Source organism: Acidovorax sp. FW305-C-20-28 (assembly GCF_058783375.1).
Map to the genome: position 1 here is coordinate 1 of NZ_JBYSYM010000059.1, position 21984 is coordinate 21984.

Annotated in this window: 18 protein-coding genes and 3 pseudogenes; 9 read left to right on the top strand and 12 right to left on the bottom strand. The window is 68.0% G+C overall.

The genetic code is table 11. The features are described 5' to 3' along the window. Nucleotides 1-124: 124 nt before the first annotated feature. Nucleotides 125-398 (top strand): annotated as a pseudogene (locus tag AC3WOH_RS33720) (transposase); the annotation flags it as partial. Between the two features lie 576 nt (nt 399-974). Here AC3WOH_RS33720 and AC3WOH_RS33725 read toward each other — a convergent pair. From AC3WOH_RS33725 to msrB, 4 genes and pseudogenes are all read right to left on the bottom strand, one after another. After that, nucleotides 975-1715 (bottom strand): annotated as a pseudogene (locus tag AC3WOH_RS33725) (IS5 family transposase); the annotation flags it as partial. A 90-nt stretch (nt 1716-1805) separates the two neighbouring features. Further along, complete coding sequence (msrA, locus tag AC3WOH_RS33730; RefSeq protein ID WP_492233691.1) at nt 1806-2537, bottom strand: peptide-methionine (S)-S-oxide reductase MsrA; 732 nt, start codon at nt 2535-2537, stop codon at nt 1806-1808. A 47-nt stretch (nt 2538-2584) separates the two neighbouring features. Beyond that, nucleotides 2585-4411 (bottom strand): cytochrome c biogenesis protein DipZ, encoded by a 1827-nt coding sequence (locus AC3WOH_RS33735; protein ID WP_492233692.1) that lies wholly within the window; start codon nt 4409-4411, stop codon nt 2585-2587. A 13-nt stretch (nt 4412-4424) separates the two neighbouring features. Further along, complete coding sequence (gene msrB, locus AC3WOH_RS33740) at nt 4425-4925, bottom strand: peptide-methionine (R)-S-oxide reductase MsrB (protein ID WP_492233693.1); 501 nt, start codon at nt 4923-4925, stop codon at nt 4425-4427. A gap of 143 nt (nt 4926-5068) precedes the next feature. Between msrB and AC3WOH_RS33745 the strand changes: the two genes are divergently transcribed. From AC3WOH_RS33745 to AC3WOH_RS33775, 7 genes are all read left to right on the top strand, one after another. Beyond that, nucleotides 5069-5788, top strand: a complete 720-nt coding sequence (locus tag AC3WOH_RS33745) for a winged helix-turn-helix domain-containing protein (protein WP_492233694.1) — start codon at nt 5069-5071, stop codon at nt 5786-5788. Further along, nucleotides 5785-7284 (top strand): sensor histidine kinase, encoded by a 1500-nt coding sequence (locus AC3WOH_RS33750; RefSeq protein ID WP_492233695.1) that lies wholly within the window; start codon nt 5785-5787, stop codon nt 7282-7284. The genes AC3WOH_RS33745 and AC3WOH_RS33750 overlap by 4 nt, the downstream gene beginning before the upstream one ends. A gap of 130 nt (nt 7285-7414) precedes the next feature. Next, entirely contained in the window at nt 7415-10795 is a 3381-nt protein-coding gene (locus tag AC3WOH_RS33755) for an EAL domain-containing protein (RefSeq protein WP_492233696.1), read from the top strand. 220 nt (nt 10796-11015) lie between these two features. Further along, entirely contained in the window at nt 11016-12200 is a 1185-nt protein-coding gene (locus tag AC3WOH_RS33760; protein WP_492233697.1) for a DUF3182 family protein, read from the top strand. Continuing rightward, nucleotides 12184-12966 (top strand): alpha/beta hydrolase family protein, encoded by a 783-nt coding sequence (locus AC3WOH_RS33765; RefSeq protein ID WP_492233698.1) that lies wholly within the window; start codon nt 12184-12186, stop codon nt 12964-12966. The genes AC3WOH_RS33760 and AC3WOH_RS33765 overlap by 17 nt, the downstream gene beginning before the upstream one ends. Next, nucleotides 12963-13649: a VOC family protein gene (locus AC3WOH_RS33770; RefSeq protein ID WP_492233699.1), complete on the top strand. Its 687-nt coding sequence runs from the start codon at nt 12963-12965 to the stop codon at nt 13647-13649. Before AC3WOH_RS33765 ends, AC3WOH_RS33770 begins: the two co-directional genes overlap by 4 nt. Nucleotides 13650-14119: 470 nt before the next feature. Continuing rightward, entirely contained in the window at nt 14120-14455 is a 336-nt protein-coding gene (locus AC3WOH_RS33775; RefSeq protein WP_492233700.1) for a hypothetical protein, read from the top strand. Between the two features lie 9 nt (nt 14456-14464). Here AC3WOH_RS33775 and AC3WOH_RS33780 read toward each other — a convergent pair whose 3' ends face one another. The 4 genes from AC3WOH_RS33780 to AC3WOH_RS33795 form a co-directional block, all read right to left on the bottom strand. Continuing rightward, the gene (locus tag AC3WOH_RS33780; RefSeq protein WP_492233701.1) at nt 14465-15562 is read right to left on the bottom strand and encodes an agmatine deiminase family protein; all 1098 of its coding nucleotides are present in this window, start codon (nt 15560-15562) and stop codon (nt 14465-14467) included. Nucleotides 15563-15572: 10 nt separating this feature from the next. After that, nucleotides 15573-16712, bottom strand: coding sequence for an agmatine deiminase family protein (locus AC3WOH_RS33785; RefSeq protein WP_492233702.1), 1140 nt, complete (start codon nt 16710-16712; stop codon nt 15573-15575). 94 nt (nt 16713-16806) lie between these two features. Further along, the gene (locus AC3WOH_RS33790; RefSeq protein ID WP_492233703.1) at nt 16807-17676 is read right to left on the bottom strand and encodes a LysR family transcriptional regulator; all 870 of its coding nucleotides are present in this window, start codon (nt 17674-17676) and stop codon (nt 16807-16809) included. Nucleotides 17677-17755: 79 nt separating this feature from the next. Next, a complete protein-coding gene (locus tag AC3WOH_RS33795; protein WP_492233704.1) occupies nt 17756-18721 on the bottom strand; it encodes a LysR substrate-binding domain-containing protein in 966 nt (321 codons plus the stop codon). Between the two features lie 83 nt (nt 18722-18804). Between AC3WOH_RS33795 and AC3WOH_RS33800 the strand changes: the two genes are divergently transcribed. Beyond that, nucleotides 18805-19101 carry a DUF2917 domain-containing protein gene (locus AC3WOH_RS33800; protein ID WP_492233705.1) on the top strand — a complete coding sequence of 99 codons (297 nt, stop codon included), beginning with the start codon at nt 18805-18807 and terminating at the stop codon, nt 19099-19101. Between the two features lie 22 nt (nt 19102-19123). Here AC3WOH_RS33800 and AC3WOH_RS33805 read toward each other — a convergent pair whose 3' ends face one another. From AC3WOH_RS33805 to AC3WOH_RS33820, 4 genes and pseudogenes are all read right to left on the bottom strand, one after another. Next, a complete protein-coding gene (locus AC3WOH_RS33805; RefSeq protein WP_492233706.1) occupies nt 19124-19378 on the bottom strand; it encodes a hypothetical protein in 255 nt (84 codons plus the stop codon). A gap of 254 nt (nt 19379-19632) precedes the next feature. Then, nucleotides 19633-20673: an acyl-CoA dehydrogenase family protein gene (locus AC3WOH_RS33810; RefSeq protein ID WP_492233707.1), complete on the bottom strand. Its 1041-nt coding sequence runs from the start codon at nt 20671-20673 to the stop codon at nt 19633-19635. A 148-nt stretch (nt 20674-20821) separates the two neighbouring features. Next, complete coding sequence (locus AC3WOH_RS33815) at nt 20822-21814, bottom strand: tripartite tricarboxylate transporter substrate binding protein (protein WP_492233708.1); 993 nt, start codon at nt 21812-21814, stop codon at nt 20822-20824. 35 nt (nt 21815-21849) lie between these two features. Then, nucleotides 21850-21984: pseudogene (locus AC3WOH_RS33820) on the bottom strand (electron transfer flavoprotein subunit alpha/FixB family protein); the annotation flags it as partial.

The following is a 21984-nucleotide window of genomic DNA, read 5'->3' on the forward strand; positions in this document are numbered from 1 at the left end:
ACAAGCCGTCTGCTGAGCGCCTGCAACTTAAAGCGGGGGGCTTTCGGTGGCAAGCGGTGAATTTCAACAGCCTGCTAAGCCCTTCGCTCCCGTCTTGACCCCCGCATGATCCCCCCGCGGCGCACTGAAGTTCGACCTGTTCGCCGAAGCCTCGCGCAAGCGCAAGGTCGACGATGCGGGCGACCCGCTGCAGATCATCGCCCAGCACATCGACTTCGCTGAGCTGGCCGCGCTGGTCCGATGGAATAGTGGGGCGGGCAGACGCTCGCAAGGGCGGACGCCTCGCCTACCCCACCGAAGTGATGGCGCGCGTGCTGGTCTTGAAGCGCCTGTACAACCTCCCGGACGAGCAGATGGAATACCAACTGCTGGACCGCATGAGCTACCAGTGCTTTTGCTTGCTGCATCATCCGCACCATAGTGCAGGCGTGGGCGTGGGCGTGGGCGGGTGTGGCGATGACGATGATGGTTGCGTGCTACAACATCAAGCGGCTGCCGATGTTCCCGCAAAGGGCGTGGGCCCGTTCTACAAAAACGCCACAGCCTAGACGCGGGGGCTTCAACGGGGCAATAGAGTGCCCAAGGGCCTGGCGTTGGGCAATCAAGGTGCCCGTGAGCGGCCACCGTCGAACACCATGCGTGAGAGGGCAACGCGTGAAAGCGTGCTTGGATCAGCCTGCGACTGCATAGCAAGTGCCGCTTGATCCGGTTCCGATGGAATGCCCGGGTATTGAGGTTCCCATAGTGCGAAAGACGCGGTTTTAGCGCCACATATTTGTGAGACAGAGCACTGATATGGTCGCGCTCGTCAATGAGGACACGGCGGTATGCGGGGTCAGTAGCACGGGGTGATGTGGCACAAGTCTGCTGCTGCGACGATGGATCAGGCAGATATCGGTGGGTTGGGTACCAGCGTGCATCGATCCGTCATGGAAGTTGCCCCGCCCCAGGACCTGTTGAGAATCATCGGAGTCAATAACCGCAGCTGCCAGATGGATCATGGGCGAGAAGCTGGTATCTGTCTTGTCGCTGCGCATTGCAATGCGCTTGAACTCCTTGAGCTTGCCGAAGAAGTTCTCGATCAAGTGACGTCATTTGTAGACCTCTCGGTCGACCTCCAAGGGCGATCGACGGTGCGCCATCTATAAGATCACCGCCTGTGCGCCGCGACTGTCCAACTCCGCGATCAGCCAGTTGGCATCAAAGGCCTTGTCGCCCTGCAAAGCGTCAAAGCGCACATCAGTGATCAGCTCTTTCACCCTGTGGTGTCATGGCGCTGCCTTGGCATCAGGATGAACTTCACCAGATTGCCCAACGCGTTCGTCAAGGCCAGTATCTTCGTGCTCCAGCCTCCCCGCGAGTGACCTATAGCCTGGCCCGAAGTCCCCCTTTGCACCTTGGCCGTGCCGATGCAATTTCATAATCGCGGCATCTACCAGCGCGTATTCCATGTCCAGTTGCTCGCTCACTGCATCGGACAGGCGTTGAAACACATCGGCCTTGACCCAATCCCGAAAGCGCTTGAACACCGTGTTCCAGTCGCCCAACTCTCGCGGCAGGTCTCGCCCGGGGCTGCCTGTGCGGGCAATCCACAGTACTGCCTCAACGAAGCGAAGGTTGTCTGTGCCGCTTCGCCCTGGGTTGCTTGGCTTGCCAAGGCAGTGCGGCTCTATCTTGGCCCATTGCTCGTCTGTCAGTACCCATCGAATGCCCATCCGTCCATTGCACCATATCCCCCTGAGCAGTTGAGCTTGATTCTCAACAGGCCGCAGCTATGCGATCAAATGCCAGTCCCTACGAGCCGGTCATGCCGCGCGCTTGACCAGCGCCGGCTCGGCCCGGTAGCGGCTGGCAAACAGCCGCTTGAGGTGGGCCACCTTGGGCAGGTCGTTGATGACGATGTAGGGGTGGCGTGGGTTCTCGGTCAGGAAATCCTGGTGGTAGGCCTCGGCCGCAAAGAAGCTCGGGTCGCTTTCCACGCGCGTCACGATGGGTTTCTTGTACACCTTGAGCGCGTCGAGCTGGGCGATGTAGGCGCGCGCCACCGTGTCCTGCTCGGGGCTGGCCGCGAAGATGGCCGAGCGGTACTGCGTGCCCGTGTCCGGCCCCTGGCGGTTGAGCTGGGTCGGGTCGTGCACCACCGAAAAGAAGATCTGCAGCAGCGCCCCATAGCTCACCTGCGCGGGGTCGTAGCTGATCTCCACCGACTCGGCATGCGCGGTGCGCCCGCTGCTTACCAGGTTGTAGCTGGCCGTGGCGGCCGAGCCGCCGCTGTAGCCCGACACGGCTTTCTGCACCCCCTTGACATGCTGGAACACGCCTTGCACGCCCCAGAAGCAGCCGCCGGCGAAGATGGCCTTTTCCAGCTTGGCACTGCCCGCAGGCACATCCTGCGCGGGCGCGGGGATCACCACGGCCTCTTCGGCCGAGTGGGCCAGGTTCTGGAAGAGCAGGGCGCCGCCGGTCAGCGTGGCGCCGCCGGCCAGAAGCTGCAGCAGGCTGCGCCGGCCGGGAGAGGAGGGGGTGGTCGTCGTCATGGTGGAGAGCCTTTTTCATAAGGTGGAGGGAGTGTGACGGGTTGCGTTCAACCAAAGGTAAAGGCGTAGGCGTCGACAGGGGCATCCAGGAACTCGATGCTGAAGGTGCGCTCACGGATATCGCCGCCCTGGCGCACGAGCTGGTACAGGCGCTGGTCGGTCACCGTGCCCGTGCCGTCGGCGGCCACATCCGTGCCGTGCGACGCACCCGGAGGCTGGCCATCGACCGTGACCTTGAAGCGCACCGGCTTGCCGCCCGCCCCCGGCCCCAGCACAAGATGCAGGTCGCGGGCCTGGAAGCGGTAGACGATGCGGCCGCTGCCGCCGGAGAGCGTGGCGCGCTCGGCACCCACCGTCCACTGGCCGGCCAGGCCCCAGGCATTGAGCGCCGGCTGGACCGGTGCCGTGTAGGTTTGGGCCTGGTCACGCACAGCGGGCTCGGCCGAGGCGAAATTCTCGGCCCGCTCATAGCCCAGATAGGTCTCGTGCGAGCGCACCGTCTTGAGGTCGGCAGGCTGGTGCACGCCCTGGCCGGCCACCTGGGTGAGCCCGTCCTGCACCGGGGCGGCGCTGCCGGCTTCGCGCAACAGCTGCTGGATGGCGCGTTCCGACTCGGCATAGTTGCCTTCGCCGAAATGGTGGTAGCGCATGCGGCCCTGGGCGTCGATCAGGTAGTGGGCAGGCCAGTAGCGGTTCTGGAAGGCGCGCCAGATGGCGTAGTTGTTGTCGATGGCCACGGGGTAGGCGATGCCCAGGTCGCGCACGGCCTTGCCCACGTTGGCGGCGTCGCGCTCGAAGGCGAACTCGGGTGCGTGCACGCCCACCACCACCAGGCCCTGGTCCTTGTACTTCTCGGCCCAGGCCTTCACATAGGGCATGGCGCGCAGGCAGTTGATGCACGAGTAGGTCCAGAAATCCACCAGCACCACCTTGCCGCGCAGGCCGGCCGTGGTGAGCGGCGGGGAGTTGAGCCACTGCACGGCACCGTCGAGCGAGGGCACCTCGCCCTGGTCGGGCAGGGATCCGGTGCCCTGGCCTTTGGTCGCCACCATGGAAGGGCCGGCCCCGTCGGCAGCAGCCATCATGGCACCGCCGGCCTGCATCATCATGGAGGGGCCACCGCCCATGGCCATGGCACCGCCACCGTGGGGTTCGCCGCCGAGCCGGTCCACCAGGGCCTGCTCGATGCCCCCGGTGGAAGCGGTCGACAGGCGCGCCAGCACACCGGTGTCCAGCCCCAGCGCAATCGCAGCCACTCCGGCCAGCATCGCGGCGCCCAGACCGCGGCGCACCCATTCCCCCACGCCCAGCGAGCGCTTGAGCGCGGCGAACACCCGGCCGCCCAGCAGCAGGGCGGCGGCCATGGAGGTGGCCGCCCCCGCCGCATAGGCCAGCAAGAGCAGGGTGCTGCCCACGCTAGCGCCCTGCAGCGCGGCGCCCGTGAGGATCAGGCCCAGCACCGGCCCGGCGCAGGGCGCCCACAGCAGGCCCGTGGCCACGCCCAGCAACACCGAGGCGCCCACGCGCGGCTGCCCATCGCCCTGGGCGGTCTGGGAAAGCCGGTCGCCAGCGGCCACCAGGGGGCGCGCCAGCCGGTTGGAGAGACCGGGCCACAGCAGCGCCAGGCCGAACACCGCCAGCAGCACCAGCGCCGCCCAGCGCCCATACTGGTTGGCGGCCACCACCCAGCCGCCGCCCACGGCGGCTAGCGTGGCCACGGCCGCAAAGGTCAGCGCCATGCCTGCCAGCAGCGGCAGGCCGCTGCGCACGAAGGGCTGGCTGGCGCGCGAGAAGACAAAGGGCAGCACGGGCAGAATGCAGGGGCTGACGATGGTCAGCACCCCGCCCAGGTAGGCCAGAAGAATGAGCAGCATGGCAGGTCTCTCCTCAGGCGGCGCCGGGCGTGAACTGGAGCGACAGGCCGTTCATGCAGTAGCGCAGGCCCGTGGGCTGGGGACCGTCGTTGAACACATGGCCCAGGTGGCCGCCACAGCGGCGGCAGTGCACCTCCGTGCGCGCCATGCCGAAGGTCCGGTCCGTGCGCGTGGCCACGGCCTTGTCCAGCGGCTTCCAGAAGCTGGGCCAGCCGGTGCCGCTGTCGAACTTGGTGGTGGACGAGAACAGCGGCAGGGCACAGCCCGCGCAGGCGAAGGTGCCGGCGCGGTGCTCCTTGTTGAGCGGGCTGCTGCCCGGGCGCTCGGTGCTTTCCTGGCGCAGCACGGCGTACTGCTGAGGGCTGAGCCTGGCACGCCACTGGGCGTCGGTCAGGGTCACTTCTAACACCTCGCTGCTGCCGGCGGCCGGGGCCTGACGGTGCGAGAACACAGCGGCCAGGCCCAGGGCGCTGGCAGTGCCGGTGAACAGAAGGTGGCGGCGGGTCGGTGTCATGGGCGTCCTCGGTCGGTAGATGGGCACAGCTTAGGTTCGGCCCCATCGCCAAGTCCTCACGCAAACTTCAAAAATTCGTGATAACTCGGTAGGCGCGGATTGCGCACAATGCAGGCATTCCGGCTTCCTTTCGTTCCCATTCCATGTCCGTACCCCCTCTCAAACGCGTGCTGCTGGTCGAAGACGATGCCCACATCGCCGACCTGCTGTCCATGCACCTGCGCGACGAAGGCCTGCAGGTCGTACATTGCGCGCGCGGAGACTACGGCATGGCACAGCTCGAGCGCGGCGGCGACTGGGATGCGCTGGTGCTGGACCTGATGCTGCCCGGCGTGGACGGCCTCGAAATCTGCCGCCGTGCCCGCGCCATGGCGCGCTATGTGCCCATCATCATCATCAGCGCGCGGGCCAGCGAGGTGCACCGCATCCTGGGCCTGGAGATCGGTGCCGACGACTACCTGCCCAAGCCATTCTCGGTGCTCGAACTGGTGGCCCGCGTGCGCGCCCTGCTGCGCCGGGCCGAGGCCATGGCGCAGAACGCGCGCCAGCAGGCAGGCAGCCTGTCGGTGGCGGGCCTGGCCATGGACCCGGTGGCGCGCGAAGCGCGACTGTCCGGCCAGCGGCTGGACCTGACGCCGCGCGAATTCGACCTGCTGTACTTCTTTGCGCGCCAGCCGGGCAAGGTGTTCTCGCGCATGGACCTGCTCAATGCCGTCTGGGGCTACCAGCACGAGGGCTACGAGCACACGGTCAACACCCACATCAACCGCCTGCGCGCCAAGATCGAGGCCGACCCGGCGCAGCCGGCCCGCATCCTCACCGTCTGGGGCCGGGGCTACAAATTTGCCGGGGATGCGCCATGAGGCTCACCCTGACCCAGCGGCTGTCGCTGGTGTTTGCCGCGCTGCTGCTGGTGTGCAGCGGCACCTCGGCCTGGATGCAGGTGCGCTCCAACCGCATGCACGAGCTGGAGGTGGTGCAGGGCCTGTCGCGCGACCTTGCCGCGAGCATTGCGCGCGATGCCCAGCTCACCGACGCCGACGGCCTCATGCCCGGTGCCGTGCGCCAGCTGTTCAACCAGCTCATGGTGGTCAATCCCAGCGTGGAGGTCTACCTGCTCGGGCCCGATGGGCGCATCGCCGGGCATGCCGCGCCCGAGGGCCGGCTGCGCCGTGACCGCGTGGACCTGGAGCCCGTGCGGCGCCTCATCGACGGGGCGCCGCTGCCCATCCTGGCCGACGACCCGCGCAGCCAGGACGGGCGCAAGGTCTTCAGCGCCGCGCCGCTGCGCGTGCATGGGCGCGATGTCGGCTTCATTTACGTGGTGCTGCTCGGTGAGGCGCACGACGCGGTGGCGGCACAGGGCTCCACCAATGCCGTGCTGACCACGGCGCTGTGGTCCATTGCCATGGTGGCGCTGCTGTGCCTGGCGGCCGGCCTGGTGGCCTTCACGCTCATCACGCGGCCGTTGCGCCGCCTGACCGAGACCGTGCGCCGCTTCGACATGAGCGGGGCCACGCCGCCCGAGCCGTCTCCCGCGCCATCGGCACCGGCCCCCCCGGACAGCCGTGACGAAATCGCGGTGCTGGACGGGGCCTACCGCCAGATGGTGGCGCGCATCGGCGAGCAATGGCAGGCGCTGAATCGCCAGGACCAGGAACGGCGCGAGCTGATCGCCAACGTCTCGCACGACCTGCGCACGCCGCTGTCCTCGCTGCACGGCTACCTCGAAACCCTGCTGCTCAAGGACGCCGCGCTGCAGCCGGCCGAACGCCAGCGTTACCTGGGTATCGCGCTGGACCAGAGCCGCAAGGTGGGGGCATTGGCGCAGAGCCTGTTCGAGCTGGCGCGGCTCGAATACGGCTTCGTCCAGCCCGAGGCCGAACCCTTTGCCATGGCCGACCTGGTGCAGGACGTGTTCCAGAAATTCGAGCTGGCGGCCCAGGAGCGCCAGGTGGCCCTGCGGGCCGACATCGCGCCGCAGTTGCCGCCGGTGCAGGCCGACCTGGGCCTGGTCGAGCGGGTGCTGACGAACCTGCTGGACAACGCCCTGCGCCATACGCCGCCGGGCGGCACCGTGACGGTGGCGCTGGCCCGGGAGCGCGATGGCCTGGCCGTGCAGGTGCAGGACACCGGGCCCGGCATTGCACCGGAGTTGCGCGAGGGCCTGTTCGAGCGGCCCTTCGCCGTGGGCGGTGCGCGGCGCGGCGGCGGCCTGGGGCTGCGCATCGCGCACCGCATCCTGGCGCTGCATGGCAGCCGCATCGCCCTGGTGGATATGGCCGCGCCGGGCGCGGCATTCCGCTTCACCCTGCCCAGGGCTGGCGGGGGGCAGAACGACATCGGTGCACCCCAATAAGCGTTTCCCCTGAGGCCGGCCTGTAGGACAACGCCGCCACCTGCGCGACCCATGTAATTTTTTGCTACCGCGCAAGGCCTGTCGGGTGTAAGAATGGGCCATTCTGGCACAACAGGGGGAGGGGAGGCCATTGCTGCGCTCGAGCTTCGAATCGAAGGTCCTGACCGCGTTCATCGCTGCCGCCTTGGTGGTGGCCGGTGTCACGGTGATGGGCTGGAAGCTGGCCGATGATGCCGAGGAGGCGACCGGCTGGGTGGCCCATACCCACCAGGTGCTGGGCAACGTCGCGCACATCCGGGCCAACACCCTGCAGATCGAGCTGAGCACGCAGACCTTTCGCATCACCGGAGACCCCGCACACATCACCGAGCGCGATGCCGCGGCCGAGGCCCGCGAGGCCATGCTGTCGCAGCTGCGCCAGCTCACGGCCGACAACCCCTTGCAGCAGGAACGCTGGACCCTGCTGCGCCAGATGGTGGACGAGCGGCTGGCCATCTCCCGCCGGGTGGAGATGCTGCGCAAGACCCAGGGCCAGGAGGCCGCCAATGCCTACGTGGCCACGGCCCCCCTGCAAAAGACACGCGACCGCATCCATGAACTGCTGCGCGGCCTGGAGTTCGAAGAGGCCGCGCTGCTGCGCGAGCGCACCGAAGCACAGTTGCGCACGCGCCGCCTGCTGCTTGCAGCCAATGGCGTCGCGGTGCTGGTGCTCATGGGGCTGCTGGCAGGTGCCTTCGCACTCATCAGCAGCCAGCTGCGCGAGACCCGCCAGACCCAGCGGGCCCTGGCCGACAGCGAGGAAAGCCTGGCCACCACCCTGCAGTCCATCGGCGATGCCGTGCTGGCCACCGACACCGAAGGCCGCGTGACGCGCATGAACCCGGTGGCCGAGCGCCTGACCGGCTGGACCTTCGAGATGGCGCGCGGCCTGCCCATCGACGTGGTGTTCCGCATCATCAACGAGATCACGCGCGGGCCGGCCGTGGTGCCTGTGGCCCAGGTGCTGGCCACCGGCGTCGTCCATGAGCTGGCCAACCACACGACCCTGATCGCGCGCGACGGAACGGAATGCCCGATTGCCGACAGCGCCGCGCCCATCCGCGCCAGCACGGGTGAGGTGACGGGCGTGGTACTGGTGTTCCGCGACGAGACCCTGGCGCGCCAGGCCCAGCGCATGATCGTGAACGCCAATGCCCTGCTGGAGCAGCGGGTGCAGGAGCGCACCGCGCAGTTGCGCACCAGCGAAGACCATCTGAACAGCGTGATCAACAGCGTGCCGGCGGTGCTCGCCTATGTCGACGCGGAACAGCGCTATGTCTACGTCAACGCGCAGCACAAGGCGCTGTATGCGCCGGACCGCGACGAGGTGGCCGGCCACACCGTGCGCGAGATCCTGGGCGAAGAGCGCTACGCCCATGCCGCCCCGCGGATCGAGCGCACCCTGCAGGGCGAGCGGCAAAGCTATGACTGGCAACCCTTTCCGGGCATGTGGCTGGCCATCGACTGCATCCCCAAGCGCGACGACGAGGGGCGCGTGCAGGGCTACTACGTGCTGGGCGCCGACATCACCGCGCGCAAGCAGACCGAGGAGGAAATCCTGGCGCTCAACACGGCCATGGAAGACCATGTGCAGCGCCTGGAGCACACCACCCGGGCGCTCAAGACCCTGAGTGCCGGCAACCGTACCATGCTGCGCGCCGTGGACGAGCAGGGCCTGCTCTCCAGCATGTGCGAGGCCATCGTTACAGCCGGTGGCTACGCCATGGCCGTGGTCTGGTGCCGCCCGGCGAACGCTGCCAGCGGCCTGCTGGTGCCCGTGGCGGAAAGCGCCACCGCCACGGCGCAACCCTGGCTGGGTGCCTTGAATTCCCGCTGGCAGGCCGGTGACACCGGCCAGGGGGTGGTCGGCGACGCCATGCGCTCGGGGCTGGCCAGCGTGGGCCGGGGAGGGGAGCCGCCCGGCCCCGATGGCCCTGCCTGGCTGGCCGGCATGCCGGCAGCGGCTTCGGTGCTGGCCTGCCCGCTGCGGGTGGCCGGTGAGGTGATCGGCGTGCTGGCGATCTACAGCAACCGCTTGCAGATCTTCGAACCCGACGAGATCACCTTCCTGGTCGAATCGGCCGATGACCTGGCCTTTGGCATCGCAACGCTGCGCCAGCGCAGCGAGCAGGCGAGGGTGCAGGAGGCCATGCAGCAGATGCTTCGCTACGACACCCTTACCGGGCTGCCCAACGAAGCGCAGTTCACGGAGAACATGGTGTCCGCGATCGGGGCCGGCAAGCCGTTTGCCGTGCTGCAGGCCAATGTGGAGAGGCTCAGCGAGATCAACGACGCCCTGGGCTTTTGCTATGGCGACCAGATCCTCCAGGAAGTCGGGGCCCGCCTGGTCCAGGCCGTGCCTGCATCCGCGACGGTGGGAAGGCTGCGCGGCGACGAGTTCGCCATCCTGCTGCCCCAGTGCAACGCCGATACCGCCGTGGCCATGGTGCGCACCGTGGACGCCGTGCTGGCCCAGCCCTTTCCGATTGCCGATATCTCGATGGAAGTCTCCGTCACCGCGGGCGTGGCCCTGTTTCCCCTGCACGGAGAAACCCCGCACGACCTGTACCGCCACATGGACACGGCCGTGCACCAGGCCAAGAAGGCCGGGGTCGGGCATGTGGTGTTCGATCCGGCGCAGAGCCACCACCACAACCAGGCGCACCGGCTGCAGATGGCGGGGGAGCTGCGGCGCGCCATCGAGAACGGCGACCTGGTCCTGTACCTGCAGCCCAAGATCGACATGGTCACCGGACAGGTGCGCGGGGCTGAGGGTCTGGTGCGCTGGCGCCATGCGGAGCGCGGCCTGCTCATGCCGGGCGATTTCATCGGGCTGGCCGAGCACACGGGGCTGATCAAGCCACTGACCGAATGGGTCATTGAGGCCAGCCTGCAACTCAACCACGGGTGGGCGGCACGGGGCAAGGCCGTGCCGATCGCCGTGAACCTGTCGGCACGCAACCTGCGCGACGAGGCCCTGCTGCAGACCATCCGCCAACTGCAGGCCGCCTGGCCGGTGGCGCCCGGGCTGCTGGAGCTGGAGATCACGGAAACCACCGTCATGGGCGAGCCCGAGCGCGCCCTGCGCGTGCTGCATGCGCTGCGCGACCTGGGCATCGTGCTGTACATCGACGACTTCGGCACCGGCTACTCCTCGCTCAGCTACTTGCAGCAGCTGCCGGTGGAGTACATCAAGATCGACCAGTCCTTCGTCTGCGAGATGACAGAGAGCAAGGCGTCTGCCGTCATCGTGCGCTCCACCATCGACCTGGCCCATGACCTGGGCCGCAAGGTGGTGGCCGAGGGCATCGAATCCCAGGACCACTGGAACCAGCTGGCGGCCCTGGGCTGCGACGTCGGCCAAGGCTACTTCCTGGCGCGGCCCATGCCGGCGCACGAGCTGCCGGGCTGGGTAGCGGGCTTTGTGGCTCCCGAGACGCGCACGCGGACCGAGAATACCTTCGAGATCTGAGAGCCTGTTCAAGAGACTTTGAACAGGCTCTGAGGCTGACGCGCTGTAGCCGGCGTCCTACAGCCTGTTGCGGCGCACAAGAAGCGCCAGCGCCCCCCGCCAAAAATAGCATGGAGTCTCGGTGAACGCGGGGCATGCGCCCCGGGCACCGGCTACCTGCCAACGGCGGCCCTGCGAATTCCCTTGCAGCGCGCGCCCACCCAGCCTGGAGGGCCCAGCCATGACATCCTACCCATCGGAGCTTCCGCTCGGCCTGGAGGCTGCCCACAGCGCACTGGCGCTGCGGCGGCGCGAAGCCCAGGAAACGGTCATGCCCTTCACCCGGGGACTGCGCGGGCACGCCAGCACCCATGAACAGACCACGCGCCAGGAACTGGTGCGCCGCCTGGCCGACATCAAGGGCTGCGCCTACAGCATGGACGAGCTGCCCCAGCCCATCTGGCAGGGCCGCACCTACCTGGTGCCCAGCGATACACTGGTGGGCGTGGCCACCGCGCACGCCCTGGGGGTGCATGGGCCGGACGACTTCTTCGGCGGCGTCGTGCCGCAGGCCTTCATTGCCACCAAGGCCATCACCCATCCCCTGGTGTCGTTCGAGGCGGCGGCCCCGGAAGGCTGGAACCCCGAGTTCTCGCGCCTGGTCAAGCGCTCGGTGCTGCCAGGCTACGCGGCCTTTTCGCGCGCCGATGCACTGCGCGCCGGCGAGGCGCTGTTCGCCCTGGGGCCGCTGCGCGTGAAGCCGGTGGGCGAGACGGGCGGCCGGGGGCAGACCGTCGCCAGCACCATGGCGGCCCTGGAGGTCTGCCTCAACGCGCTCGGCGACAGCCTGCTGGAGAAGGACGGCGTGGTGCTCGAGCACAACCTGACCGAGGTGGAAACGCTGAGCATCGGGCAGGTGCGGGTGGCGGGCCTGCAGGCCTCCTACTACGGCTCGCAGCGCCTCACGCCCGACAACCACGGGGCCCTGGTCTACGGCGGCTCGGACCTCACGGTGGTGCGGGGCGATTTCCATGCCCTGCTGGCCGGCACCCCCTCGGGCCCGCTGCACGACGCCGTGACCCAGGCCCTGGCCTACGACGAGGCGGTACGTACCTGCTACCCGGGCTTTTTCGCCTCGCGCATCAACTACGACGTGGCCCAGGGCCTGAATGCGGCGGGCCAGTGGTGCTCGGGCGTGCTTGAGCAATCCTGGCGCGTGGGCGGGGCCAGCGGTGCCGAGGTCGCGGCGCTCGAGGCCTTCCACCACAACCCGGGTCTGCGGCGCGTGCGCGCCAGCTGCGTCGAGAAATTCGGCGCGCCCCAACCCATTCCGGTTGGCGCCACGCTGTACTACCAGGGCGTCGATCCCGAAGCCGGGCCGCTGACCAAGTACACCACGCTGGAAATCCATGACCACACGGCATAGAGGCATCCGCATCCCGGTGGGCAACCGCAGCATCGAAGGCACGCTGGTCGCACCCGACGTGCTGGTGCCCGGCGTGATGCTGGTGCACGGCTGGGACGGCAGCCAAAAGCAGTACATCGACCGGGCGCACCAGATCGCGGCCCTGGGCTGCATCTGCCTGACCTTTGATTTGCGGGGCCACGCCAATGACCGCGCCGAGCGCGAGAGCGTCACGCGCGAGGACAGCCTGAACGACATGCTGGCCGCCTACGACCTGCTGGTGGGCCACCCGGCGGTGGACCCGGCCTCGGTGCTGGTGGTCGGCACCAGCTACGGAGCCTACCTGGCCGCCGTGCTCAGCGCGCTGCGGCCCGTGCGCTGGATGGCCCTTCGGGCGCCCGCGCTGTACAAGGACGAGGACTGGATGGTCTCCAAGATCAGGCTCAACCGCCAGGAGGTCGCCGCCTACCGCAGCCGCGCCATCGAGCCGCAGAGCAACCGGGCGCTGGCGGCCAGCGCACAGTTCCAGGGCGACGTGCTGCTGGTCGAGTCCGAGCACGACGACGTCGTGCCCCACCCGGTGCTGGAGAACTACCGCGCCGCCTTCCTTCAGACCCGCTCCATGACCTACCGGGTGATCGGCGGTGCCGACCACGCGCTGACCCGCCCTGAGTGGAAAGAGAATTACACCGGCATCCTGGTGCAGTGGGTGCAGGAGATGGTCAGTGGGGCCCGGAAAAAGGCCTCACCAGGCCTGACCGCAACCCAAGGAGGTCCGACCCCATGAGCTATACGCTGTCCCTGGCCGCCTGCGGCCTGCCCGCGCATGCACTGGAGGCTGCCGAGAGGCATGTGAAGGGCGCCCTCGAGGCGCACTTCGGTGGTCCGCAGCAGGTGCTGGACGCCTGGAACGCGCACCGCTACAGCAACGACGGCGAGGCCACGCAGAGATGGCAGGCGGCCCTGCAAGGCGCCCTCCTGGGCGCACCTGGGGCTCCGGAACAGTCCGCCGGCCAGCACCTGCAGGTCCAGCTCCAACCCGCCTCGCCCCTCACGGCAGGGCACCGCAGCCGACTGGGCTGCATGGTGATCGACTGCCAGACCGAGGATGTGTTTGGCGCTGCGGCCTTCTGGTCGGCGGCCCTGGGCTGGCCGGTGGCACCGCCACAGGAAGACAGCGCTCAGCGGTACCGCGAACTGCAAAGCCCGGACAGCGAGATCCAGGTCCTCGTTCAGGCGGTGGACCACGAGAGCCGCGTGCACCTGGACATCGAAACCGACGACATCGATGCCGAGGTGGCACGCCTGGAAGCGCTGGGTGCCCGGCGGGTGAAATTCGTCAAGCGCTGGTGGGTGATGGAGTCGCCCACGGGGCAGCGTTTCTGCGTGGTACGCCCGCAGCGGCCTGATTTTGCGGACCATGCCAACCTGTGGCCCAGCACGCAGGCCAACCCTGCCGGCGAGAAATGAGTATCTGCATATTCCTGCCGGATTATCGGAACGATTTGGTAACGCTTTTGTGGATTGGCTGACGAATACCCCGATTGCGGCGCCAAGACGGCGCACCACCCGGTGATTGTCCTACAGCCATAGGCATGCGCTGGGTTCACCATGGGCTTATTGGCCACCCACCGGTAAACACCATTGCAATTGCAACTGCATGCTCCTGAAGCTCCCAGGGACATGCGGCTACCGAGAGGATTGGAAAATCCAGGGTGAATGTTCTGAAAATCAGAATATCCCGGAGCCCTTCGGCGTGAGGTGAACTTATGTCCCGTCCCCAACCCATCGTTACCGCCCATATCGATACGTCTGTTATCGGAGAAGAAGATCCTGGCGCATCGCTGGACATATTCCGCAACCAGGCCCTCAAAAGCCGTGCGCAAAATATCCAGCCGTCACCTGGGCCCGCCCCAGGGGAGCAGCAAGGCAATCCCTATTTGACGATCAATTGCTCCAACAATGGCCAGTGCTTCACGATCCAGGTGCAGTGGCAGCACCCGCAGGAGCGTGAATTCACCGACCTGCTGGGACTCGTGATTGCGGAGCACGCGGTGATCTCGGACGTGGCCTGGGCCCACCACCGCAAAACAGGCCAGGATCCGGTACAGCTCGAAATGGGCGCCACCCCCGATGGCCGGGCTGCCGTGCAGGTCAAGGCACCCGCCGTGTCGCAGGCGGGCAGTGCCGCGCCTCCCCGGCGCAAGGTGCTGCACGAACCCTTCGTCGCGGCCAACGACCACGTGCCCTACGGCCTGCAGCGCCAGCGCAGGTGAAGCCGGAGGTCAGCGTGGCTGCTGCTGGGTGGTGCAGTGGATGCCGCCGCCTCCCGCCGCGATGGCATCGATGTCCAACTGCACCACCTCGCGCCGCGCAAACAGCTCGCGCAGCAGCGCCCGGGCATTGGCGTCCGCCCTGGCATCGCCGAACTGCGGTGCGATGACGGCACCGTTGCATAGGTAGAAATTGACGTACCCGGCAGCGAACTCGTCGGATTCGAAGCGCGGGCGCACCGTTCTCGGTGCCTTGAGCACTTCCACGCGCAGCCGCTGCCCGCGCGCGTCGGTGGCCTGGCGCAGGATCTCCAGGTGCCGCCGGGTCACGGCATGGTCATAGGAAGCAGGGTCTTCATCGAGCGCGGCCACCACCACCCCCGGTGCCGCAAAACGGGCATAGAAGTCCGTGTGCCCGTCCGTGATGTCGCGGCCCGCAATGCCCGGCAGCCAGATGATCTTGCGCAAGCCCAGCAGCCGCGCGAGTTCTGCCTCGCAGGCGGCCTTGCCCAGACCGGGGTTGCGGTTGGCATTGAGCACGCAGCTCTCGGTGATGATGGCGGTGCCCGCGCCATCGACCTCGATGCCGCCACCCTCCAGCACGAGCGGGGTGCACAGGCCCTGGGCCTGGGCAGCTTCGGTCACGAAACCGGCCACCTCAGCATCGCGTGCATGCTCCTGCTTGCCGCCCCAGCCATTGAAGTTGAAGTCCACGCCCGCCCATTGGCCCGCCGTGTCGCGCACGAAGACCGGGCCGGTGTCGCGCATCCACAGGTCATCGACCGGTTGCACCACCAGTTGCACCCGGTCGCCGCACAGGCGGGCGGCCAGGTCGTGGTCCTGCGCGCGCACCAGCATGTGCACGGGCTCGAAGGCCGCAATGGCGCGCGCAATGCCGGCCAGGTGTTCACGCGCAGGTGCGAGCAGACGCCGGCCCCAGACCCGCTCGTGCGGGCCGAAGGACATCCAGGTGGCCTGGTGCGGGTCGCCCTCGTCGGGCATGTGCCAGGCCTCGGGCGCCGCAGCGCCAGTTGCGCTCCTGGCTGCCAGGCCCAGGGGGGCAAGGCCGAGGCCGCCCAGCAGGCGGCGGCGGGTAGGGGAAAAAGGCATGCGGCGCTCCTCAGACGGGTTCCTGTTGGGTCGTGCAGTGGATGCCACCACCGCCCGCGGCAATGGCATCGATGTTCAGCTGCACGATCTGGTGCCGGGGCAACTCGGCCGCCAGCGCATCGCGGGCCGCGATATCGGCCACGGTATCCCCGAACTCGGGCAGGAACAAGGCCTTGTCCGTGAGCAAAAAGTTCACGTAGCCTGCCGCGAAGTCCCGCGCCGCATAGGTGTTGCGCACCCGCCGCGGGGTTTCCAGCGGGATGATGCGCAGCGCACGTCCGCGTGCATCGGTCGCCGAGCGCAGCAGCTCCAGGTGGCGCCGCGTCACGGCATGGTCGAAGGATTCGCTGTCGTTGTCCAGCGCCGCCACGACCACGCCCGGCCGGATGAAGCGGGCATAGAAGTCGGTGTGCCCATCGGTGATGTCGCGCCCGGCAATGCCGGGCAGCCAGATGATCTTCTCCACGCCCAGCAGGCGCTTGAACTCGTCCTCGGCCGCCGCCTTGGTGAGGCCCGGGTTGCGGTTGCCGTTGAGCACGCAGCTTTCGGTGATGATGGCGGTGCCCTGCCCATCGACCTCGATGCCGCCGCCTTCGGCCACCAGGCGGCTGCGCACCAGGGGCACACCCGTGAGTTCGGCCATGCGCGCCGCCACCGCGGCATCGCGGGCATGGGGCTGCTTGTTGCCCCAGCCATTGAAGTTGAAGCCGACCGCGGCGCGTTCGCCCCGCGCGTTGCGCACGAAGACACAGCCCGTGTCGCGCATCCACAGGTCGTCGATGGGGTGCTCGATCAGTTGCACCTGGGGACTGCACAGCTGCCGGGCAATGGCCAGGTCAACGGAGTTGACCAGCATTTTCACCGGTGTGTAGCGGCCGATGGCGTTGGCGATCCGTGCCAGGTCCTGTTGCACCGGCTGGCGCAGCTCTGCGCCCCAGACGGATTCGCGCGCCGCGAAAGCCATCCAGACGGCGCGCTGTGCGCTGCCTTCGTCCGGCATCTGCCAACCCGTGCCGGGCGTGGGCGCAGGCCTGGCCACGGGCGGCACCGAAGCTTCATCCGCAGGCTCCGCCCCGCCGCCACAGGCGCTCACCAGTCCACCCACCAGGCCAAGTCCACCCAGGCCCAGAAAAATACGTCGTGTCGTCATGCAAAAAAGAGGTTGCTGCAAAGAGAACCGCGATTCTGCGGAGCATGACTCATCTACACAACTGATGTTTTTTGATGAAAATAATCAACTGAATTCATGTATTGGGATTTTCCAGTGTCATCCGCAGCAGGCTGTCGAAGACATCCTGCACCAGCGGCAGGCGCAAGGGGCCTTCGGCGCGTGCGATCCAGACGGTGCCCAGCGCAAAGCGCGGGTAGGCCGGCAGCTCCTTGAGCTGCCCCGTGCGCAGCGCCTCGTCGGCCAACAGGCGCGACACCAGCGCCATGCCCCGGCCGCGCAAGGCCGCATCCAGCGCCAGGCGGGGGTCGTCGTAGATGGCGGCCTTGCGCAGACCGCCGAAGTGCTCGCGGATGAAAGGGCCGATGCGATCGCTGGTGAGGTCTTCTTCCAGGCACAGCAGCTCCATGGGGGTGCCCTCTGGAAGCCCGGCCGGGCCGACGGCGATGAGTTCATCGGTGAGGAACGGCATGTCCACGACCCCCTCCTGGCGCAGCGGCTCGCGGGTGATCGCGATGTCCACGTCCAGCTCGTCGACGAAACGCGCGCTCTCGTCGACCGAGATGATGGGGCACAGCGCCGGGTGGGCCTGCCGCAGTTGCTCCACGCGCGGCTGCAGCCAGCCGCTGGCGATGGGAGCAGGGCAGACCAGCGTGACCAGCCCATCGTCCAGATAGGTCTCGATGCGGCTGAGCCCATGGCGGATCTGCTCCAGCGACTTGCCCACGCTGTCGTGCAGCAGCATCCCGGCCACCGTCAGCTCGACGCCGCGGCCCTTGCGCCGGAACAGGGGTTGCCCGAGCTGCAGCTCCAGCTGGGCGATCTGGTGGCTCACGGCGGACTGCGATACGCACAGCTCCTCGGCCGCGCGCGAGTAGCTGCCCAGCCGCGCCGCAGCCTCGAAACCGATCAGGAACTTGAACGAAGGCAATCGCGCGTTGGACATGGGCACTGCAAGGAGGGATGGAGCGGAACTGGCGCTCTTTTACCGCACAATTCCCCGCCGCCCGGCCAGGCGCGGGATTTCAGGCCATGGCCGCCTGCGGCGCCAGAGCGGCCTCGGCCTCGCTGCGCAGCCAGCGCACGAAGTCCTGCGCGTCGGGGTTGACCGCCCCGCGGGCGCTGGGCACCACGTAGTAGCCGCGCTGCGATGCAGCGCAACTGCCAAACGGCGTCACCAGGCGGCCGCTGTCCACCAGCTCGGCCAGCAGCGGCAGGCGCCCGATCACCACGCCCTGGCCCTGCATGGCGGCCGCTACGGCATCGGCATACTGGGTGAAGCGCACCGTGTTCTTCATGCGCACTTCGGACACGCCCATCAGCCGCGCCCAAGGCTCCCACTCCACCGTGAGCGGCATGCCGGGGTGCTGGTCCACGGCCAGCAAGGTGTGCCGCACCAGGTCCGCCGGCTGTAGCAGGGGATTGGCGCTGTTGTCCGCCAGGCGGGGCGAGCACATGGGCACCACCCATTCCTCGAACAGCGGCTGGCCATGGCCGTCCTCGGTGGGGCAAAAGCGCACGGCCAGGTCCAGTTGGCTGCGCTCCAGGTCGAGCAGCTCCAGCGTGGCCGAGATGCGCACGTCCACATCCGGGTGCTGCTCGGTGAAGCGCGCCAGCCGGGGGATGAGCCACAGCGATGCAAAGCCCGGGGTGCAGGTCATGGCCACCTGGCGCAGGGCCGGGACGGCGCGCACCCGCGCGGTGGCATCGCGCAGCCGCTCCAGGGCATCCACAGCGGCCCGCTGCATCACAGCGCCGGCCTCGGTCAGCACCAGGGCGCGGTGGCGCCGTTCGAACAGGGCGACACCCAGCCAGGACTCCATCTGCTGGATCTGGCGGCTCACGGCCGACTGGGTGAGAAACAGCTCCTGCGCGGCCAGGGTGAAGCTCAGGTGGCGCGCCGAGGCCTCGAAGCTGCGCAGCAGGTCCAGCGGCGGCAGCTCATCGCGGCCAATCGCCGAAGACGCCACTTTCACATTCTGAATTGGCATGCGAAGGATTCCAAATGACCGTTTGAGCCAAGCGTGGCTGCTCACTATATTCATTCCATCGATGAATGCCAAGGAGGCCTACCATGATGCTTGAACTTGCCCACAGGGACCTGCACAGCGTGCCCGACGCTGCAGGCGTACAGATCCGCTGCCAAAGCGGCAGCATCTGGGTCACACTGGACCACGACACGCGCGACATCGTGCTGGCCCCGGGTGAAAGCTTTGCCACGCCGGAGCACCGGCGCGCCATCCTGTTCGCACTGGAGCCGGCCCGCGTGAGCCTGGAGCGGCCCGATGGGGGACTGACGGTGGCTGCAGATCGCCGACAGCGCGCCGAAGCTGCGAGCCAGCCGGTATGGCCCGCGATGGTCAGCGCCTGAAAAAAGCCTTGCAGGCCTTGACTCAGGACAGTGCCGCCCAGGCCGATGACACCTCGGGGCTGCGCTGTCGTCGGATCACCTGCTTGGCGGTTTCGGCCAGCAGCGAGGCCCGGCCCAGGCCGGTGACGGCGACCACACGGGCGGGGCTGCCGCGCCCGGGCGCGAACTGCACCTCCACCATGCCGGCCGCCTCCAGCACCCGCAGCATGTCCACGCCGGCTTCATCGGCCACCTCGATCGGCAGCATCTCGACAGCGATCACTTTCAGGTACTCCATCGGCATAGGACCCCCGCGTGTTTGGCGACAAAGCATTCTGAACCGCAGGCCCTCGGGGGAGGGCAACTATTCGCAACAGCCCTGGGACGGGAGGGGTTTCGACGCAGCGCAGCAAAAAAGAAAGCCCGCACGAAGCGGGCTTTCTTGCCTGCACTGCTGTGCAAGCGGGGGGTGTCGACTGCGGTATCGACAAGCCCATAGTAAGCGCGAACCCGGCCTGGGCGCGTAGGACAGCAGCGCGAGCCGCGCCCAGCTCACAAAGCCCAGGCGGGCGGTGCGTCCTGGGCCAGCAGCGCGCCTGCCAGGGCCGCCTCGTCGCGTTCGCCCTGGCCCTGGCGCATGAAGGCCGGCAGCTCCGCCGCCAGGCGGGTGATGGATGCATTGCGGCCGAAGGCCGTGCCTTCGAGCGCGCGACCGGTTTCCTCCAGCACCCGCCAGGCACTGCTTTCCACGGCCCTGCGGGTGCGCAAGGCCGCCACCATGGCAGCGTCGCGGGGATGGGCATCGATCCAGGCTGCGCAGTCGCGCAATGCGGCCGCGGCGCTGCTCACGAGCACGTCCACCCGGGCCAGGGCCGCAGCGCGCGTGGAATGGATGGGATGGGTGGGCGGGCATTGCTGGACGGCCGCGTACAACACATGGGCCACGGCACGGATACCGCCGTGCCAGCATGCCGCAGCGCCGGCCCGGCCTTGCCAATATCCGCAGCGCCGCATGAAGTCGCCCGGCGAGCCGATCAGGGTGGCAGGGGTCTGGTGGAAGCTCACATCCGCGCTGCGGATGTCCGCCGGCCCCACGACGTGCCAGTCATTGGTGTCGATCTGCACGCTGGGATGGTCCAGCTCCACCGCCATGAGCTGCGGCTGCCGCCCCGGCAGCCAGGCCGTCAGCAGCGCATGGCTGGCACCCAGAGCGCCGGCACACGAGGCCTTGGCGCCCGACAGCACAAAACCTGCGTCCCCACGGGAAACGGCTTCCAGCCGACGCCCGGGCGACTCCGCCGCCCACATGGCCCAGATCGCGCCCGGCACACGCTGCTCGCAGCCCAGCTCGCGCAGTATCGCCAGGGCGTCGACATGGCTTTCGTACAGCCTCGCCAGCGACAGGTCGTGGCCCGCGACCAGGCCCAGGGCCTGCCAGCGCTCCAGTGTCCGCCCCGAGCCCGGCGAGGGCAGATCGGCCAATCCGTGATCCACCAGGTAGCGCAACTGCCGCAAAACCGGCGCAGAGCCCAGGGACGCCAGCGCGCCAGGCAGGGCCTGGGCCGTGCTGAACAGGTTTTGCGAGTCGGTCATCATGGCGGAACCTCTTGGCCAAAAGGGGCCTGGCTGCGATCAGCCGCAGCGGCAGGGATGACGGATCGTACGGAGCGGGCGGATCTGGCCTTGTAGGAAAAAGCAGATGCGGCGCATAGGCGCCAAGAGCAATCGTTATCTGGCTGAATCAGTCCACGACCACGCCCGCCTCACGGATCACCTTGGCCCATTTGGCGGTTTCGGCGGTAATGAAGGCATCGCACTCCTGCGGGGTGGAGCCCTCGGCAAAAGTGCCCATGCTCTGCTCCAGGCGGCGCGACACCTCGGCGCTGCGGATGATGCGCGCAACCTCGGTGGACATGCGCTGCACGATCTCGCGCGGCACGCCGGCCGGCGCCAGCATGGCGGCCCAGGTGCTGCCGACGATGCCGGGGTAGCCCTGCTCGGCAAAGGTCGGCACGTCCGGCAGCGCCGGCACGCGCTTGTCACTGGCCACGCCGATCAGGCGGATCTTGCCGGCCTTGGCGGGCTGGATCAGGTTGGGTGGCGGGTCCAGGAACAGCGGGATCTGCCCGCCCATGAGGTCGGCCAGCGCCGGGGACGCGCCCTTGTAGGGCACATGCACCATGTCCACCTTGGTGACCAGGCGCATCAGCTCCGAAGTCAGGTGGGCGGCGGAGCCCGCGCCCGAGGACGCGTAGCTCAGCTTGCCCGGGTTGGCGCGCCCGTAGGCCACCAGCTCCGCCGTGGTCTTGAACGGGGCATTCGTCGCGACGGCCGCCACGAGCGGCGACACCCCCATGAGCGACACGCCCACCAGATCCTTCTTCGGGTCATAGGGCAGCTTGGGGTAGAGCGTGGTGTTGGCCGCATAGGCGGCGATCACCACGGCGAAGGTATGCCCGTCGGGCGCGGCCTTGGCGACGGCATCCACGCCGATGATGCTGTTGGCACCCGGCTTGTTGTCGATGACGATGGGCTGCCCCAGCGCCTGCTGCAGCCCGACCTGCAGCAGCCGCGCCATCTGGTCGGTGAAGCCGCCCGCGGTGTAGGGCACGACGATACGTATCGGCTTGCTGGGCCACGGGGTGTTGGCCCAGGCGGGTGCGGCTGTGGCCGCGATGCCGGCCGCGGCAGTTGCCAGCAGGCGGCGGCGGTTGAGGGGTTTGTTGTTGTGCATGCTTGTCTCCTGATGTCTCAGAGGTGGCCGGCCGATCACAGCGCCTTGACCAACTCCGGCACGGCCGCGAACAGATCCGCCTCCAGCCCATAGTCGGCCACACTGAAGATCGGCGCCTCCGCATCCTTGTTGATCGCCACGATCACCTTGGAGTCCTTCATGCCCGCCAA